At 67.8% G+C, this 17,295-nt stretch carries 12 protein-coding genes; 7 read left to right on the forward strand and 5 right to left on the reverse strand.

Annotated elements, in window-relative coordinates:
* Positions 1 to 4: 4 nt before the first annotated feature.
* Complete coding sequence (locus G6N58_RS24800) at positions 5 to 757, reverse strand: class I SAM-dependent methyltransferase (protein ID WP_232067989.1); 753 nt, start codon at positions 755 to 757, stop codon at positions 5 to 7.
* Between the two features lie 196 nt (positions 758 to 953).
* Here G6N58_RS24800 and G6N58_RS24805 point away from each other — a divergent pair, with 196 nt between their 5' ends.
* From G6N58_RS24805 to G6N58_RS24825, 5 genes are read left to right on the forward strand one after another with little or no spacing between them, the layout of a single operon-like run.
* Positions 954 to 1,457, forward strand: coding sequence for a DUF2505 domain-containing protein (locus tag G6N58_RS24805; protein ID WP_115281119.1), 504 nt, complete (start codon positions 954 to 956; stop codon positions 1,455 to 1,457).
* Positions 1,458 to 3,665, forward strand: a complete 2,208-nt coding sequence (locus G6N58_RS24810) for an acyltransferase family protein (protein WP_115281118.1) — start codon at positions 1,458 to 1,460, stop codon at positions 3,663 to 3,665.
* Positions 3,652 to 5,859 carry an acyltransferase family protein gene (locus G6N58_RS24815; RefSeq protein ID WP_232067990.1) on the forward strand — a complete coding sequence of 736 codons (2,208 nt, stop codon included), beginning with the start codon at positions 3,652 to 3,654 and terminating at the stop codon, positions 5,857 to 5,859. Before G6N58_RS24810 ends, G6N58_RS24815 begins: the two co-directional genes overlap by 14 nt.
* On the forward strand, positions 5,852 to 7,978 hold the full coding sequence (locus G6N58_RS24820) for an acyltransferase family protein (protein WP_115281116.1): 2,127 nt from the start codon (positions 5,852 to 5,854) through the stop codon (positions 7,976 to 7,978). The genes G6N58_RS24815 and G6N58_RS24820 overlap by 8 nt, the downstream gene beginning before the upstream one ends.
* A gap of 13 nt (positions 7,979 to 7,991) precedes the next feature.
* Positions 7,992 to 9,071, forward strand: coding sequence for an NAD-dependent epimerase/dehydratase family protein (locus tag G6N58_RS24825; protein ID WP_115281115.1), 1,080 nt, complete (start codon positions 7,992 to 7,994; stop codon positions 9,069 to 9,071).
* Here G6N58_RS24825 and G6N58_RS24830 read toward each other — a convergent pair.
* Both G6N58_RS24830 and G6N58_RS24835 read right to left on the reverse strand, forming a co-directional pair.
* The gene (locus G6N58_RS24830; RefSeq protein ID WP_115281114.1) at positions 9,068 to 10,063 is read right to left on the reverse strand and encodes an NAD-dependent epimerase/dehydratase family protein; all 996 of its coding nucleotides are present in this window, start codon (positions 10,061 to 10,063) and stop codon (positions 9,068 to 9,070) included. The two genes, G6N58_RS24825 and G6N58_RS24830, sit on opposite strands and share 4 nt — an antisense overlap.
* A gap of 62 nt (positions 10,064 to 10,125) precedes the next feature.
* On the reverse strand, positions 10,126 to 11,508 hold the full coding sequence (locus tag G6N58_RS24835) for a nucleotide sugar dehydrogenase (protein ID WP_115282084.1): 1,383 nt from the start codon (positions 11,506 to 11,508) through the stop codon (positions 10,126 to 10,128).
* A gap of 387 nt (positions 11,509 to 11,895) precedes the next feature.
* On the opposite strand from G6N58_RS24835, the gene G6N58_RS24840 reads away from it, so the two are divergent.
* Positions 11,896 to 12,588, forward strand: a complete 693-nt coding sequence (locus G6N58_RS24840; RefSeq protein ID WP_115282083.1) for a rhamnosyl O-methyltransferase — start codon at positions 11,896 to 11,898, stop codon at positions 12,586 to 12,588.
* On the opposite strand, the gene G6N58_RS24845 is transcribed toward G6N58_RS24840, so the two are convergent.
* On the reverse strand, positions 12,585 to 13,874 hold the full coding sequence (locus G6N58_RS24845; RefSeq protein ID WP_115282082.1) for a glycosyltransferase: 1,290 nt from the start codon (positions 13,872 to 13,874) through the stop codon (positions 12,585 to 12,587). The two genes, G6N58_RS24840 and G6N58_RS24845, sit on opposite strands and share 4 nt — an antisense overlap.
* Before the next feature lie 199 nt (positions 13,875 to 14,073).
* Between G6N58_RS24845 and G6N58_RS24850 the strand changes: the two genes are divergently transcribed.
* Entirely contained in the window at positions 14,074 to 15,717 is a 1,644-nt protein-coding gene (locus tag G6N58_RS24850) for a GMC oxidoreductase (protein WP_232067991.1), read from the forward strand.
* A gap of 23 nt (positions 15,718 to 15,740) precedes the next feature.
* On the opposite strand, the gene G6N58_RS31105 is transcribed toward G6N58_RS24850, so the two are convergent.
* Complete coding sequence (locus G6N58_RS31105; RefSeq protein WP_163908394.1) at positions 15,741 to 17,159, reverse strand: hypothetical protein; 1,419 nt, start codon at positions 17,157 to 17,159, stop codon at positions 15,741 to 15,743.
* Positions 17,160 to 17,295: the final 136 nt, after the last annotated feature.

Raw genomic sequence — 17,295 nt, forward strand, 5'->3', positions numbered from 1 at the left:
CGGTTCACCGCGCGGCCGGGGCAGCTGCCAGCAGGGTGTCCAGGTAGCGCGGCGGCTTCAGGTTCAACAGATGCCTGCGGTCTGCCTTCAGGTCGGCGTAACTCAGCGCCGCAACCTGCTCGGGCGAGTAGGACAGCGTGCTCTCGGGTCGCCCGCGACGGACGAAGCCGACACCCTGGTCGCATTTGAGCACCCCGACGACGAGATCGGGTCGCGTGCTGCGCAAGTGCACGATCGACTTCCAGACGTCGCCGTTCCAGAGTCCGATCACCAGCGGGCCCTTCTGCTGGGCGACGAAGTCCTCCCACGACTCCGCGCGGCGGCCCGCCAGCTCGAACGCCGGGTTGCAGTCGTGCAGGAAGATCACCCCGTCCTCGCGCAGGTGCCGAAGCGTGTTCTCGACGTCGCGCACCACCTGCTCGTAGGTGTGCAGACCGTCGATGAGCGCAACGTCGACAGGGTGGCGCTCGAGCAGATCGGCCTTCTCAGCGAAGAATTCATCACTGGTGGTCTCGATGAAATGCGTGGTACGACCACGCCGCTGGGCCTGCGCCCGGGTACGGTCGGACATCCTGAACGCCGGGTCCACAGCAATCTTGATATCGGCGTTGATCCGCGAAAAGGCCTGTCCCCGCGAAACTCCGATCTCCAAATAGACCGGGCTGCAGCGATTTTCGAGGGCCCGCGTGACCGCCCTGATCCTGTTGGTACCCGGCAAAGCGTCCACCAGGGCGACCAGCCCGCTGTTGATGCCCACGCGCCATCCTCTCCATAGCTCGAGGGCTCGCACCCAGAGTTGAATCGTCAGTGTCGACTTGCTTGATTGTGATCCTTGTTCGGAACACGCCTGAACTGGACCATAGACCACGAGAATGCCGGGTTTGCCGTGATTTGCCGAACAGAAACCGCGGACTTGTGCACACCGGGGCCCGGCAGTTGGTAGAAGTTCAGCTATGCCCCGTTCTTTCGACGGCCACACCGAATCGTCCGCCAGCGTCCAGCAGATCCACGAGGCGTTCGGCCGGAAGGACTACTGGGCCGCTCGGCTGGCGGGCGACGATCCCGCTGCCACCCTGGAGTCCCTGACCGTCGGTCGCGACGGCACGGTGGCGATCCGGATCTCCCAGCGCATCGGTCACGTCATGATGCCGAGCCTGATCACGAAGTTCGTTTCCGGCGACGTGGTGCTGACCCACACCGAGACCTGGACGCCATCCGGGGTGGATCAGGTGTGCGGCCGGTTGGACACCACCGTGTCCGGGGGGCTCGGATCCTGCCGCGCGACAACCCGACTCGAATCAGCCCCGATGGGGTGCCGGCTCCGGTTCACCGGGCGAGTCCAGGTCAGGATCCCGTTGCTCGGGGGCAACCTGGAAAAGTCCTTCGGCACCAACCTGGCCGAGCGCATTCCCGGCGTGGTGGATTTCACCACCACCTGGATCTCCGAGCAGTTGTAGGTGAGAGTGCACCAGACCCACACTGTCGAGCCCGCCGCAGCGGCCCGAGTGCCACGCGGTGGAGCTGGGGCGTTTCGACCCGATATCGAGGGTCTACGCGCGGTGGCCGTGTTGGCGGTGGTCCTGTTCCACGCCGACCTCGTGGGTCTCGACGGTGGATTCGCTGGTGTGGACGTATTTTTCGTCGTCTCCGGCTTCCTGATCACCGGGATGCTGTGGCGCGAGGCGGCGGCCACGGGCACCGTCCGACTACGCGACTTCTTCGGCGCCCGCGCCCGACGACTGCTGCCCGCGTCCGCAGTGGTGGGCGTGGTCACCGCACTGGCCGTGGTCGCCCTGCTGCCACCACTGCGGGTCCCGACCGTGCTCTACGACGGCATAGCCAGTGCGCTGTATCTGGGCAATTACTGGTTTATCGTGGCCGACGTCAACTACTTCAGCGATCTGCTGTCCCCGTCACCGTTCCAGCACTACTGGTCCCTGGGCGTGGAGGAGCAGTTCTATCTGGTGTGGCCGGTCTTGATCCTCGGCACGGCGTGGCTGGTGCGCCGGGTCCGCAGATCGCCCACCCGTCAGATCAATTCGCCGCGCCCCATCCTGGCGGTACTGGCAGTGGTCACCGTCGTATCGCTCACACTGTCCGTCGTGGTCACTCACGTGGTTCCCGTGGTGGCATTCTTCTCCTTGCCCACCCGCGCGTGGGAACTGGCTCTGGGCGGCTTGGTGGCCCTGTCCGCCGAGCGCTGGCGCAGGCTGCAGCCGTCGGTTGCTGCCGCGCTCGGCTGGTCGGGTCTGGCCCTGATCGTGGTCGCCTGCGCCGGCTTGAGTGAGACCACTCCGTACCCGGGAACGGCAGCCCTGCTGCCGACGGTGGGTACGGCGCTGGTCATCGGCGCCGGCTGCGCCGTGCCGTCGCGGGGCTGCGGGCGCCTGCTGGCGACTGCACCTCTGCGCACGCTCGGCCGGATGTCCTACTCGTGGTATCTATGGCACTGGCCGGTGCTGGTGCTCGCGCCCGCCCTGGTGGGTCAGCCTCTGGGGTGGGCGCAACGTCTGTCCGCGGTGCTGATATCGCTGGTGCTGGCTGCGATGACCCTACGGTGGATCGAGAATCCGCTGCGGTTCGCCCGGCGGTTGCGCGAATCCGGTTCGCTGAGCCTCGTTCTCGGCGGTGTCGTCACCGCCGTGGCCGTGGCGGTCTGTGTGCTGCTGCTGGCGGTGATCTCGGTACCCGGCGGTCGTGGGGTGCCACGACCCGCGCCCGCGGTCTCCGTGACCCCGCTGGCCGCCGGGGCCGGAAGCGCCGCTCATGACAGCGCGGTTCAGCAAGCCATGAGCCAGGTACAGCGGGCGGTGGCGGCCTCGGTGGGGTTGCGGGAAGTGCCCTCCGACCTGTCTCCCCCGTTGCTCGACGTTGCCGAGCAGCAGCGGCAGTTCTCGTTCGACGGTTGCCTGCGCAATCCCTACCAAGGCGGTCAACCCGAGTGCGCGTTCGCCGACATCACCTCGTCCACCACCGTCGCACTGATCGGGGACTCCAACGCCGCGATGTGGGCGCCGGCGTTGGAAGAGGCGGCTGGACAACGGGGATGGCGGCTGGAGTTGATGGCCAAGATGGCCTGCCCGCTGATGGACATCAACCTCGACGATCCGTTCCGGCGGCTCGTCGAGCGGTTCCAGCACTGTGAGCAATGGCGGGCCGGCGCCCTGGCCAGGCTGCGCGAGGAGCGCCCGGCGCTGATCGTGGTGGGGGCGTGGCGGGGGTACGGAGTCGACGAATCGTGGACCGGGTTCACCGCTTTCAATGCAGCCTGGCTCACCGGCCTGACGAATCTGGTGCGTCAGCTGCGCGACACCGGCGCCCGGGTGCTGGTGCTGGGCCCCATCCCGAGTCCCCACCAGTCGGTGCCGATGTGCCTGTCCGGCCACCTCGATGATGCGAGTGCCTGCGCGCTGCCCAGGTCAACCGCGGTGAACGACAGGGGTATCGCCGCCGAGGCCACGGCCACCGAGGCGGGTGGGGGCGACTATGCCGACCTGACCAGGTTGTTCTGCACAGCGCAACGGTGCCCCGGGATCGTCGGCAACACCCTGGTCTACCTCGATGTCAGCCATCAGACGCTGGAGTACTCCCGGTGGCTCGCACCCGTCATCGGCGCCTTGGCGGACCGCACCCTGGATCGAGAAGGTGATCGTGTCCCACGCTGACAGCGCCAACCGCACCGTGGAACGGCACACGAGTGACGCGCAGAGGGCGCGGTTTCGTCCGGACATCGAGGGGCTGCGTGCCGTCGCCGTGCTCGCCGTCGTACTCTTCCACGCCCAGATCCCCGGCCTCGACGGCGGATTCATCGGCGTCGACGTCTTCTTCGTCATCTCCGGATTCCTCATCACCGGCCTACTCTGGCGCGAGACATCCACCACCGGCACCGTCCGACTACGCACCTTCTACGGCGCCCGCGCCCGCCGCCTCCTGCCCGCAGCAGCCCTCGTCGGCATCATCACCCTCATCACCGCCGCCGCCCTGCTGCCACTCGGCCAGGCCAGGGCGGTCATGGGCGACGGCATCGCCAGCGCGCTCTACGTCAGCAACCTCTGGTTCATCCTCGCCGATGTCAGTTACTTCGATGCCGCAGGCCATCTGCCCCCGTCACCGTTCCAGCACTACTGGTCCCTCGGCGTGGAAGAACAGTTCTATCTGGTGTGGGCACCGATCTTCTTGGTCATTGCGTGGGTGATCCGCCGCCGGAACCGGTCCCGACGGCTGCGCGCGGATCTCAGTCCCTCGCCGCGGCCCTATTTCGTGGTTCTCGTGGTGATCGCCTCGGTGTCCTTCGGGCTGTCGCTGCTGATCACCTACGTCATGCCCGCTGTTGCGTTCTTCTCCCTGCCCACCCGGGCGTGGCAGCTGGCGGTCGGCGGGATACTGGCCCTGACCGCCACCCGGTGGCGTGGTCTGCCACACCGGGGTGCGGTGACGCTCGGCTGGTTCGGCCTCGTGCTCATCCTGCTGGCCTGCACGCTGCTCAGCGAAGCGACGCTCTACCCCGGTGTTGCGGCACTGTTGCCCACCCTGGGCGCCGCGCTGGTGATCGCCGCCGGGTGCGCCCTCCCCGAGCAGGGGTGCGGACGCCTGTTGGGGCTGGCACCGATGCGGGCCCTGGGCCGGGTCTCCTACTCCTGGTACCTCTGGCATTGGCCGGTGCTCATTTTCGCACCGCTGCTGATGGGCCATCCGCTCGGCATTGTGGAGAGCTCGACTGCGGCGCTGCTGTCCCTGGGCTTGGCCGCCCTCACCCTGCGGTATGTGGAGAACCCCGTGCGGTACGCCCCTGGTATCCGCGACTCCAGTGGGCGCAGCCTGGGTTTGGGCGCGGCCGCCACCGCGGCCACGGTGTGCGTGGGCGTCGGCCTGCTGGCCGTCATACCCACGCCGGTGGGCCGCGGTGCGCCTGCCACGCCCGTAGTGCTCGCCGCTGCGCCGGCTCCGGCCGGCTCGGATCTCGCTGCCTACGACGCCGCGGTCACCCGGGCGTTCGCTCAGATGCAGGGTGCGGTGGCCGCGTCTGCCGAAGTGCGCGCTGTTCCGGCCAACCTGCAACCGTCACTGGCCGACGCCCCGGAACAGAAGCAGGCGATGGCGTTCAACGGGTGCGTGGTGAGCTTCTTCGCGGACGCGTTACCCGAATGCGCCACGGGCGAGGACGGTTCGACGACCACCGTGGCGTTGTTCGGCGATTCCCATGCGGCCATGCTGGTGCCGGCTTTCCGGCAGATCACCGGAGAGCGCCACTGGCGCCTGGAAACTCTGTCCAAAGCGGGCTGCCCACCCATCGACGTGCCCATCGACAATGTGTTCGCCCGGCTGGCCGAACAACTCCAGGGCTGTGGCCGCTGGCGCGAACAGGCGATCGCCCGGCTGCGCGCCGATCCGCCCGACCTGGTGGTGGTGAGTCTGTGGCGGCAGTACAGCACCGGTAGCGCCAGCAACTGGACCCCCGGTTTCGTCCCCTACGACCCGGCGTGGCTGGCCGGCCTGACCGACCTGGTCCACCAACTCCGCGACACCGGCACACAAGTCCTGGTCCTCGGCCCCATCCCCGACCCCCAATCCATCGTCCCCGTCTGCCTTTCCGGCCACCTCGACGACGCCCGAGCCTGCGCCCCCACCCGAACCACCGCCGTCAACCACACCGGCATCACCGCAGAAACCCTCGCCACCGAACACGGCGGCGGCCACTACGCCGACCTCACCGACCTCTTCTGCACCGCCGACATCTGCCCCACCATCATCGGCAACACCCTCGTCTACCTCGATTGGAGCCACCTCACGCTGGAGTTCGCCGGATTGATCGCACCTGCACTCGGTGCGCTGACCGACCGCGCTCTCGTCGATGGCTGACACCGGCGGGTTTCGTCCGGACATCGAGGGGCTGCGTGCCGTCGCCGTGCTCGCCGTCGTACTCTTCCACGCCCAGATCCCCGGCCTCGACGGCGGATTCATCGGCGTCGACGTCTTCTTCGTCATCTCCGGATTCCTCATCACCGGCCTACTCTGGCGCGAGACCTCCACCACCGGCACCGTCCGACTACGCACCTTCTACGGCGCCCGCGCCCGCCGCCTCCTGCCCGCAGCAGCCCTCGTCGGCATCATCACCCTCATCACCGCCGCCGCCCTGCTGCCCCCGCTACCGGCACGTACCACCATCGGCGACGGGATCGCCAGCGCGCTCTACGTCAGCAATTACCGGTTCATCCTGCAGGGGGTCGATTACTCCGCCCCCACCGTGACACCCTCGGCGTTTCAACACTATTGGTCCCTCGGCGTGGAGGAACAGTTCTACGCGGTGTGGCCGGTGCTGATGATCGCCGTCGCCTGGTGGGTCCGGCGGCGCCGCGGCCCCCTCGGACCGAGCCGCTCCGCACGTCCCTACCTGGTGACCCTGGCCGTGATCGCGGTGGCCTCCTGTGCATTGGCCCTGCTGGCCTCCCACTGGGCGCCGTTCGTGGCGTTCTTCTCGTTGCCCACGCGCGCCTGGCAGCTGGCCATCGGCGGCATGATCGCCCTGACGGCGCTGCAGTGGCGCCGCCTGCCGAGCGGTGCGGCCACCGTGATCGGTTGCGGTGGACTGTTGTTGATCGGACTGGCCTGTACGTTGTTCGATGAGACCACGCTCTACCCCGGTGCGGCAGCGCTGGTACCCACCCTCGGTACCGCCGCGGTCATCGCCGCCGGGTGCGCCCAACCGGGTCGGGGCGCGGGCCGCCTGCTGGGAGCGGCCGGCATGCGGGCCATCGGCCGCCTCTCCTATTCCTGGTACCTCTGGCACTGGCCCATCCTGGTCTTCGCCCCCCTGGTCCTGGGGCACGCCCTGGATCTGGGCGCCCGGCTCGCCGCCGCACTGCTGTCCGCGCTGCTGGCCGCCCTGACGCTGCGCTACGTCGAGAATCCGCTGAGGTTCGCGACCTCGGTGCGCACGTCCTCCTGGCGCAGTGTGAGCCTCGGGATGGTGTCCACCGCGTCGGTGGTGGCCGTCGGCGCAGGGCTGCTGATCGCTGTTCCGGCGCCGGCCGGCCGGGGCGCACCCATCACACCGATCACCCTCGCCGCTGCCCCGGTGCCGGCCGGGTCTGCCCCCGACGTGTATGACCGCGCCGTGGAACAGACCTTCGCCGCGGTGCAGACCGCCGTGCGGGCTGCCGCGGACCTCACCGCGGTGCCGTCCAACCTGCAGCCGCCGCTCGCCGGGGCCGAGGACCAACTCGATGACGTCTTCCGTAACGGGTGTCTGCGCAGTGCCTGGCAGGTCGAACAACCCGACTGCGCCAGTGGTGATCTCGACTCCGACACCTCCATAGTCGTGCTCGGCGACTCCAACTCCGCGATGTGGAACCCCGCGTTTCGCGCATTGGCGCCGGCACGCGGCTGGCGCCTGCAGATGATGGGCAAGGCCGGGTGCCCGATGATGGACCTGCCGATCCGCAGCCCGCAGCTGCATCGGGAGTACACCGAATGCGCCCGCTGGCGCAGCGGTGTGCTGGCCCGTCTGCAGGCCGAGCCGCCCGACCTGGTGGTGGTGAGCATGTGGCGGGGTTACGGCTCGGACGGCTACCCCGCAGGAGTGCAGTCGTATGACGCGGCGTGGCTGGCGAGCCTGACCGAGCTGGTCCGCCAACTCCGCGACACCGGCACACAGGTCCTGGTCCTCGGCCCCATCCCCGACCCCCAATCCATCGTCCCCGTCTGCCTTTCCGGCCACCTCGACGACGCCCGAGCCTGCGCCCCCACCCGAACCACCGCCGTCAACCACACCGGCATCACCGCAGAAACCCTCGCCACCGAACACGGCGGCGGCCACTACGCCGACCTCACCGACCTCTTCTGCACCGCCGACATCTGCCCCACCATCATCGGCAACACCCTCGTCTACCGGGACCGCTCACACCTGACGGTCGAATACGCCCGGTTGCTGGCGCCTGCCCTGGGCGCACTGACCGACCGCACACTCGCACACACCTGAGGAGAGTCGCACTGTGCCGATATCCGTACTGATCACCGGCGGAGCAGGATTCATCGGCTCCGCGCTGGCCCACCGACTGGTGCAGGCAGGCTACGACGTGACCGTCCTCGATGTTCTGCACCCCCAGGTGCACGGTGCGGAACTCGCGCTGACGTTGCCGCCCTCGGCGCGGTTGCTCACCGGCGACGTCACGCACGCACCCGACCTTGACGCCATCCTGCGGTTGGTCAAACCCGATCAGGTGGTGCATCTGGCAGCCGAGACCGGCACCGCCCAGTCGCTGTCGCAGGCAAGCCGCCACGGTGCGGTCAATGTGGTGGGCACCACGCAGCTGCTGGATGCGCTGGGCCGCACCGCTCATGTCCCCCGGCACCTGGTGCTCGCGTCGTCGCGGGCGGTGTACGGGGAGGGCACCTGGATAGCCGACGGCGAGGTGTTCTACCCCCGGCCCCGCACCCACGCGCAACTGGTGGCAGGTCAGTGGGATCCGGTGAGCCCCAACGGCAGGCCGGCTCACCCCCGTGCGAGCCGCGCAGGCCACACCGAGCCCCGCCCCACCAGCATCTACGCCGCCACCAAGCTCGCCCAGGAGCACATCATGGCAGCCTGGGCAGCCGCCCATGACACCGCCTTCAGCATCCTGCGACTGCAGAACGTCTACGGGCCCGGGCAGTCGTTGACCAACTCCTACACCGGGATCATCGCGCTGTTCGCGCGGCTGGCGCGCGAACAGCACACCGTGGAGGTCTACGAAGACGGCTGCATCGTCAGGGATTTCGTCTACATCGAGGATGTGGCGGACGCGTTGTTCGCAGCAGTACAGCGTCCACCGACAGGCCAGGACCGATGCGTCGACATCGGGTCCGGCACCCCGACCACCATCGACCAGGTGGCGCGCAAGATCGCCGGGCTCTGCGCGGCACCCGAGCCCGTTGTGGTGGGCAGGTTCCGCGACGGCGACGTCCGGGCAGCCCGGTGCGACATCGGTTCCGCCATGGACCAGCTCGACTGGTCGCCCAAGTGGACCCTGGATGACGGGCTGGCCGCTCTGCTGCGCTGGATCGACGAACGCCCGGCGCCGCAGCGAACCTAGGACGTGTCGCCGCCCTCGAGGTACCACGGGTTCTGCCGAGCCCATTCGATGGTGCGGCGCAGCCCCTCCTCGAGGTCCACCTCGAGCCGCCAGCCCAGTTCTGATTGTGCCTTGGCGGAATCCGGTACCCGACGCGGAATGTCCTCGTAGCGCGCGCCGTAACGCTCTGCGGTGTCGAACGCCACCGCAGCAGAGACGGTGTCCACATCGGCGATCTTGATGGCCAGCTCCACAGCGTCGCGCATGGTGGTCTCCACCATGCTCCCGATGTTGAACACCTGACCGATCCCGATGTCGCTGTCGGCCGCCATCAACGTGCCCGCCACCGCATCGTCGACGTAGGTGAAGCAGCGGGTCTGATCACCGGAGTCGTAGAGGAACGGCTGCCTGCCGTTGAGGATGCGGTGAATGCTCTTGGAGATGACGAAGATCGGATTCTGACGCGGACCGTAGACATTGAAGAAACGCACCACGGTGACCGGCAACCCACAGGTGTCGTGCATGGCGAACACCATGTGCTCGGCCATCGCCTTGCTGGTGCTGTAACTCCAACGGGCCGTCCTGGTCGAGCCCAGTACGCGGTCGTCGTCCTCACCCCACGGGGTCGCGGGGTTCTTGCCGTAGACCTCTGAGGTACTGGTGAACACCACCCGCGCACCATGTCGGTGCGCTGCCTCCAGGACATTTCGGGTCCCGGTCACGCTGACGTCGACCACGCGCAGCGGATCCTCGACGTAGCGGTTGACCCCTACCACCGAGGCCAGGTGGTAGATCGTGTCCACATCGTCGGACACGGCCGCCGCAAGCGCATTACTGTCAGTGACATCACCCTGGATGAACCGGAATGCCGGATACCGGTCGAAGTCGATGCTGCTGTCCCGGGTGTTCTTCGCGTAGTCGAACACCGTCACGGTATCCCCGCGCTTCAGCAGCGCGGCAACCAGATGTGAACCGACGAATCCGTAACCACCGGTTACGACAACTTTGGCCATATGAGCTCTTCCACTGTTGGGTGAGGATGGTGGGTGGTGGTGGCGGGTAAGGATTCTGCCGACTAGCGGCCGATCCCCTTGTAGACGAATCCGGCCGCCCGCACGGCCGCCGGGTCGAAACTGTTCCGCCCGTCCAGGAACACGCTGCCCGGTGCTGCAAGATCTGCCATCCGCACCAGTGGAATCTGGTGGAACTGCCGATGTCCAGCCAGCACCACGACGGCGTCGGCATCCTTGACTGCCGACTCGATGTCCACCGTCAGCGGGATGGTCGTGACGCTGTGAGCCTCCTGCTCGGGAACCCAGGGATCGTGCACCGTCAACTGGCACCCGGACTGCTCGAGCAGTTCCAGCACGAACCTCGTGGGTGTCAGCCTGCAGTCGCCGGTGTTGTTCTTGAATGCAATTCCCAGTACCGCGATCTTGCTGTGCTGCAGTGTTTTGCCCTGGTCTGCGAGCAGCTCGGTCAGCAGCCCGAATGTATAGGCCGGCATGGTGTCGTTGACGGTCCGCGACGTCCGCGGGATCGCCAGGTCGAGACCCACCGAGGCGCCGAGGTGGTTGACGAACCACGGATCCTTGGTCAGGCAGTAGCCGCCCACGCCCATACTGGGCCGCAGGATGTTGGCTTCCCGCCCACCCTTGGGCATGGTGTTGGCCGCCTCGATCACCTGCAGGGCGTCCATGCCCAAGCGATCACACACCTTGGCCAGTTCGTTGGCGAGCGCGACATTGAGGTCCACCCAGAGGTTGTCGGCCAGCTTCACCATCTCGGCGGTGCGCGGATCATCGACGATGACGGATTCGACGCCCAGCGCATGCCGCCACAGCGTCGCGCAGGCGCGCGCACTGCGTTCATCGACGGCGCCGACCACCACCGGGATCGACGTGAGCTCCTGTATCGCTTGCCCTTCGGCCAGTCGCTCGGGGCAGAATGCCAGCCCGAAGTCGATGCCCGCCCGCAGCCCGGAGACCTCTTCGAGGATCGGCAGGAACAGCTTCTCCGTCGTGTCCGGCGGAACCGTGCTCTTGAGGATGATCAGGTGCCCGGTACGGACGTGCTGGGCCACGGCTCGGGCCGCCGAGGTGATGTCGTCGACGATCGGTTCGTAGTCGGGCCCCAACGGCGTGCCGACGGTGACGATCACGAAGTCGTTGTCCGCGATCACACTGAAATCATCGGTAGCGCTGAGCCGTCCGACGCGGACGCTGTCGGCCACCAGGTCGCCGAGGCCGGGCTCCGGGACGGTACTGCGGCCCTCGTTGATCTGATCCACGACATGGCGCCGCACGTCGATTCCGGTCACCGGCCAGCCGCGCTCCGCGAGCACCGCCCCGATGACGGTGCCGATGTAGCCGAATCCGACCACCGCGATACCCGACCGCATTCCGCGAACCAGGAGATCGACTTCGGCGTCGCTGCGCCCGAACACACCATCAGCCACCACGGACCAGCCCCTTCAGCCATACGCTTGACGACACCCGAGCCCCGGGTCCCCCGACCTGGCCCGTCGCGAGTCTAGGACACCTCGCAGCTCCACAACCCGGAATCGGCGAGGTTGCCCGGAATGGACTCACCTCGATTCGCCAGCGCGTGCAGTCGTTTTCGGCACGGCCGCTCGGGCGGGACAAACGGACGGTTCACGTCCGATATCGCCAACCGCGTCCGCTGCCGCCGCGTCCGCTGCTAGCCTGCGGCAGTGTTATGGCACCGTGAGAAACACACCTCCCGCACCTCGGGGCGCACGCCCCTGGCGCTGCGACGTGAAGGCCCCGCCTCGCGCGCCCCGAGAGACGTCGCGACCATTCGCCACATGGCGTCCACCACATTCATGTCGGTGAAGAGATTGGTGAATTCCGGTCTCGCCATTTTCCTCTACCAGCCCACCGGGAACGAGGCCGAGGAATATCACAAGTGGTACTACAACACCTTTGTCTGGAACAAAACCAGCTGGCTGGGCGTCGACTGCTGGAAATCGGTGGCCGACATGTGGAATTACCAGGAGATCCTCTGGGAACTGAAGCCCTCGCTGATCATCGAATTCGGTTCCAACCGCGGCGGGTCGGCGCTGTTCTTCGCCCATGTGGTGCAGCGGATGGGTCACCCGTTCACCGTCTTGTCCGTCGACATCAATCACCGTGCGCTCGACCCCGCCGTGCTCGACGACCCCAATATCGTGTTCGTCGAGTCCTCGTCGGTGGACGCGGGCGTCGTCGACCACATCCAACGGCTCAAAGCCGAGTTCCCCGGCCCCATCTTCGCCATTCTCGACAGCGATCACAGCAAAGAGCACGTCTTGGCGGAGATGACCATGTTGCGCCCGCTGCTGACACGCGGCGACTATCTGCTGGTCGAAGACTCGTGTGTGAACGGACACCCGATCCTGCCGGGTTGGGGGCCCGGCCCGTACGAGGCGATCGAAGCTTACGAAGACGAGTTCCCCGGTGACTACATCCACGACGTGGGGCGGGAGGAGAAGTTCGGTTGGACGTTCGCGCCCAACGGATTCCTGATCCGCACCTAGCGATCCAGGGCGCCGCAACTGACGTGCGCGTACTCCTCGACGCGATCGGCGGCCGCCACCGCACTCCCTGACACGGTCGACATCTGCCGCGCCACCGCACCGGCCCGGGTGACGTATCCGGGGTCCAGGGCCTTGTGCAGGTCTGCGGTCAGAGTCTTCTCCGTGGTGGCCGAGAAGCGCCTTCCCACACCTGCCTTGAGCCGCCTGAGGTTGGCGGCGAAGCTCGGTTGGTCCGGCAGCGTCCAGAGGACCACCTGCGGCACGCCCGCCCGCAGGCATGCTGCGGCGGTGCCCGCACCGCCGTGGTGCACCACCGCGCGGCACAGTGGGAAGATCGTCGCGTAGTTCACCGGACCCACCACCAGGACATGCTCATCGGGTGCGACGTCACCGAAATCGGAGCCGCCCGCGCCGACCACGGCCCGCAGGCCGAGTCGGGCACAGACCCGCGCGATCATGGCGATCGTCTGCTGCGGCGACTGTAGGGGCACGCTCCCGAATCCGAAGAACACCGGCGCGCTCCCCTGGGCGATCCAGGCGGACACCCGCTCGTCGGCACCGGTGGGCGTGGCCAGCGCCAACGCGCCGACGAACGGCCTGCGGGCCGGCCTTCGACTGTTGTGCGGCGCCCACTCTGCTGTCAGGCCAGGGAAGCAGAACGCGTCGTACGCCTGGATCTCCAGCGACCCGCGTCGCGCAATCCGCTGCGATGCGGGACAGGTGGCGGCGGCCAGACCCAACGTGCGGCGCTGAGCGTCCTCGGCGGCACGCGTACCCCGCCAGGCCGCCCAGTCGTTGAGCTGCATCGCCAGCCGGCTCAGCGCCGCAGGAAGCGGAGGCAGCAGCCGCCCATGCGCCCGGGCCGGGAAGTAGTGCAGCGTCACCAGCGGAATTTCGTGGGCTTCGGCGACATTGGCGGCGGGCTGTTCGAAAATGAGCCCGGTGATCAGAACGTCGGCACCATCGACCAAGGACGACAGCGTGTCGGTCATATCGCTCCAGCACCGCGAGGCAAATTCTGCGGTCTCACGCGCCATTCGAGACAATTGCCGGAATTTCCACGGGGTGCGGAAATACATCGTCCAATATTCTCGCTGCGCGTCCATGCTCACTCGTGAATCAAGACCACACGCCACCGCGGTCAGACCCGCATTCTCGGCGAACTCGACGAGATTCGGCGGCACCGCGACCAGCACGTCGTGCCCGCGTCCCTTCAGCTCACGCGCCAGCACCACAGCGGGCTCCACGTCACCGCGACTGCCGTAACTCACCAGCACGAATCGCATCGCCTCACCTGCCTTCTCCCCGCAGAACTGCACCAGGAGACAGAATGGCACGGCACGTGATCCCGGAGGCCGAAAACGCCGTTGCCGGCCAGGCTTTCCCGCCGTTCACCCGTGCCGCGACTGCAGCGGCGCAATGATATATTTCGAATTGCCCAGGCCGCCTCGAGCTTTGGGTCATCATCCGCTGAGGAGCTCGACTGTGGCCGACGGCGAAGCACGCGCACACGACGACGCCCGACGCATCGAGTGGGACGTCATCGTGGTGGGCACCGGGATGGGCGGTTCGGCCCTGGGCCATCAGCTGGCGCGCAGGGGCAAGAAGGTGTTGTTCGTCGAGAAGGGCCGCTCGGCGCTGCCCGGCTCGCCGGGAACCATCCGGGCGCGCATACCCGAGGTCGCGGAGCCGGCCGCTGCGCGTTCAGCACAGGCCTACCTCGAGGCGCTCGCCCGGGGCGGCCGGTGCACCGACGAGGTGCAGGACATCTCTGGCCGGTTCGCCAAGACATTCGTGCCGTTCATCGGCAGTGGCACAGGCGGTTCCACGGCACTCTACGGGATGGTGTGCGAAAGGTTCTTCGCCCGTGACTTCACACCGCGGCAGAATTTCGACGACGCCGGTGCGTCCACGGTGCCTGAGGCGTGGCCGGTCAGCTACGACGAGATGGCACCCTGGTACAGCGCGGCGGAGAAGCTGCTGCGAGTGCGCGGACAACGCGACCCCTTGCGGCCGGAGATCGCCGGTCTCGACCTTCCTGCAGCACCGGCATTTTCGGCGGACAATCAGCCGCTGGTCGACCATCTCACCGAGCGCGGCCTGCACCCCTACCATCTGCCGATGGCCTGCGACTACACCCCCGATTGCGCCACCTGTCAGACGTACCTGTGCGACCGGGCCTGCAAGAACGATGCCGGACGCATCTTCCTGGAGCCGGCGATGGCTGAACATGGGGCCCGGGTGCTCACCGAATGCCGCGTCGTGGGTCTCGAAGCCGACGGCAGACGGGTACGGCGGTTGGTCTGCGAAACCCGCTTCGGCAGATTGGAACTCACCGCCACGGTGGTGGTGTTGGCGGCAGGTGCATTGGCGACACCGGCGCTGCTGCTGAATTCGCGGTCGGGTGACTGGCCGAACGGGCTCGCGAACGGTTCGGACTGGGTGGGACGCAACCTGATGCGCCATCTGCTGGATCCCATCGAGGTCTGGCCCAGCCCGGACCGTGTTATCACGGCCGCCAACAAGGAGATCGGTCTCAACGACCTGTATTTCACCGACGGCCAGAAGCTGGGCACCGTGCAGTCTTTCGGGGCGTTGCCGCCGATGGAGTGGCTGACCAACCGTCCCGGTTGGCAGGGCCGGGCGCTGCGTTCGCTGAGTCCGGCGGTCCGTCGGGTCTACGATCGAGTCTTCACCGGCGGGCTGGTGCTGGCGGCGATGATGGAGGATCTGCCGTACCTGGACAATCGGGTGCTGGCTCCAGAGGCCTCCGGTGTCGACGGCCGGCAACGCATGAGGATCCGATATCACCTGCACAGCAATGACATCGAACGTCACCGTCTGTTCCTTCGCCGGTTCAAGGACATGCTTCGACCGTTTCGGACCCTGCGGTTGGGCACCGGGAAGGACAACTCCAATCTCGGTCACGTCTGTGGAACCTGCCGATTCGGCAGCGACCCGAAGACCAGCGTGTTGGATCCGTTCAACCGCACCCATGAACTCGACAATCTCTATGTTGTGGACTCGTCGTTCTTTCCGTCCAGCGCCGGTCTGAATCCGAGTCTCACGGTGGCGGCCAACGCCCTGCGGGTGGCCGACCACGTCAACGAGGCCTTCTTCCCCACCTGACCACGGCACCCGGTCGAGAGCGGTCAGGCGCCGGGCCCGCCATCGCCGCCGGAACCGCCGCTACCGCCGCTACCGCCGAACTGGCCCGACCCTGCCTTTCCGGCCTGCCCGGACTGGCCCCCGCCGCCGGCCGTCCCGGCGCTGCTCTCTCCGCCACTGCCACCGGCGGCGCCGGTTCCACCACCCCCGCCCTGGCCGGCACCACCGGTGGTTCCCCGGACACCGGAGGATCCGAACAGCCCGCCGCTGCCTGCGGCACCGGCCTTTCCACCGTTTCCGCCGTTGCCGCCGTCCCCGCCCCGGCCGCCGTCGCCACCATCTCCGCCGGATGCCGCCACTGCGCCCTTGCCGGTGCCCGCTCCACCGGTGCCACCGCCACCCCCGGTGCCGCCGATGGCACCCGATCCGCCGTTGCCACCAGTGCCGCCGTCACCGCCGTTGCCGCCCTGCCCGCCGAACAGGCCGGCCCGGCCGCCACGTCCACCACTGCCGCCGTCACCACCGGTGCCCCCGTTGGCGCCCACGCCGCCATCGCCGCCGTTGCCGCCGCTGCCCCCGACCGAGTTGGCGCCCCAGGCGATCCCGCCGTTGCCGCCCCGGCCGCCGGTTGCGCCCGTACTGCCGGTTCCGCCGTCGCCGCCGGCCCCTCCGGTGGCAACCCCGTCGGTCCTGGAGAAGGTGAACGCAGATCCGCCGGCCCCACCGTTGCCGCCGGGACCTCCCAGTCCACCTGCGCCGCCGTCACCGCCACGACCGCCTGTCGCGTTGCCGTCGAAACTCGTGACCCACGCGCCGGTGCCCCCCGTGCCTCCGCCGGGAATCTCGATACAACAGATGGTGCCGAACGGGTAGGCCCCGCCGGCCTGACCCGTGCCACCGGGATCACCGGACTGGTTACCGTAATCGGCGACGGACGTGCCGTTGCTTCCGGTCTGGGCCCGGGTGGTGTTGGGGGGTTCGGGGTTGACGGCGTTCTGGCCCGCCAGGCCCGTCTGCCCCCTGCCGCCGTTACCGCCGTTGCCGAAGATCACACCCCCGTCGCCGCCGTTGCCACCGGCTTGGCCCAGGGCCACTGCATCACTGCCGTTTCCACCGTTACCGATGAGTCCGGCGTGGCCCCCGCTTCCGCCGTTGGCGCCGTTGCCTCCGTTACCCCAGAGCAATCCGCCGTTTCCGCCGTTGCAGGCCCGCCCAACGCAGTCCGCGGCGGCGTCCAGCCCATCGCCGAACAGTCCCAGGAACGGGCCCGCCGGAGCTCCGCTGCTGACCACGGTGGTCCGCGATGGGGCGTGATCCCCATAGGTCAGGCCACCGGCAACACAATCGGAGTCGGCGGCCGGTGAGCAGTCGCGCGGCGGGGCCGCCAAGGCCGTCGTGGCGAACAGCACCCCCGCGCCCACTGCAGCCCCCGACAGGCCGGTCACGATCAGCAGACGGGTCACGACGGGTGACGCTGATGCCGATGTTGTGGCGATGACCATCAACCATGCCCTTTCACGGACAGCGTTTGGCCCACCCCGCCGGTGCCGGGTGCGTGCACACGGATTCCATAACTGTCCGTAACGTTATTATCATCCG

The sequence above is a fragment of the Mycolicibacterium tokaiense genome (assembly GCF_010725885.1).
GTDB classification, from domain to species: Bacteria; Actinomycetota; Actinomycetes; order Mycobacteriales; family Mycobacteriaceae; genus Mycobacterium; species Mycobacterium tokaiense.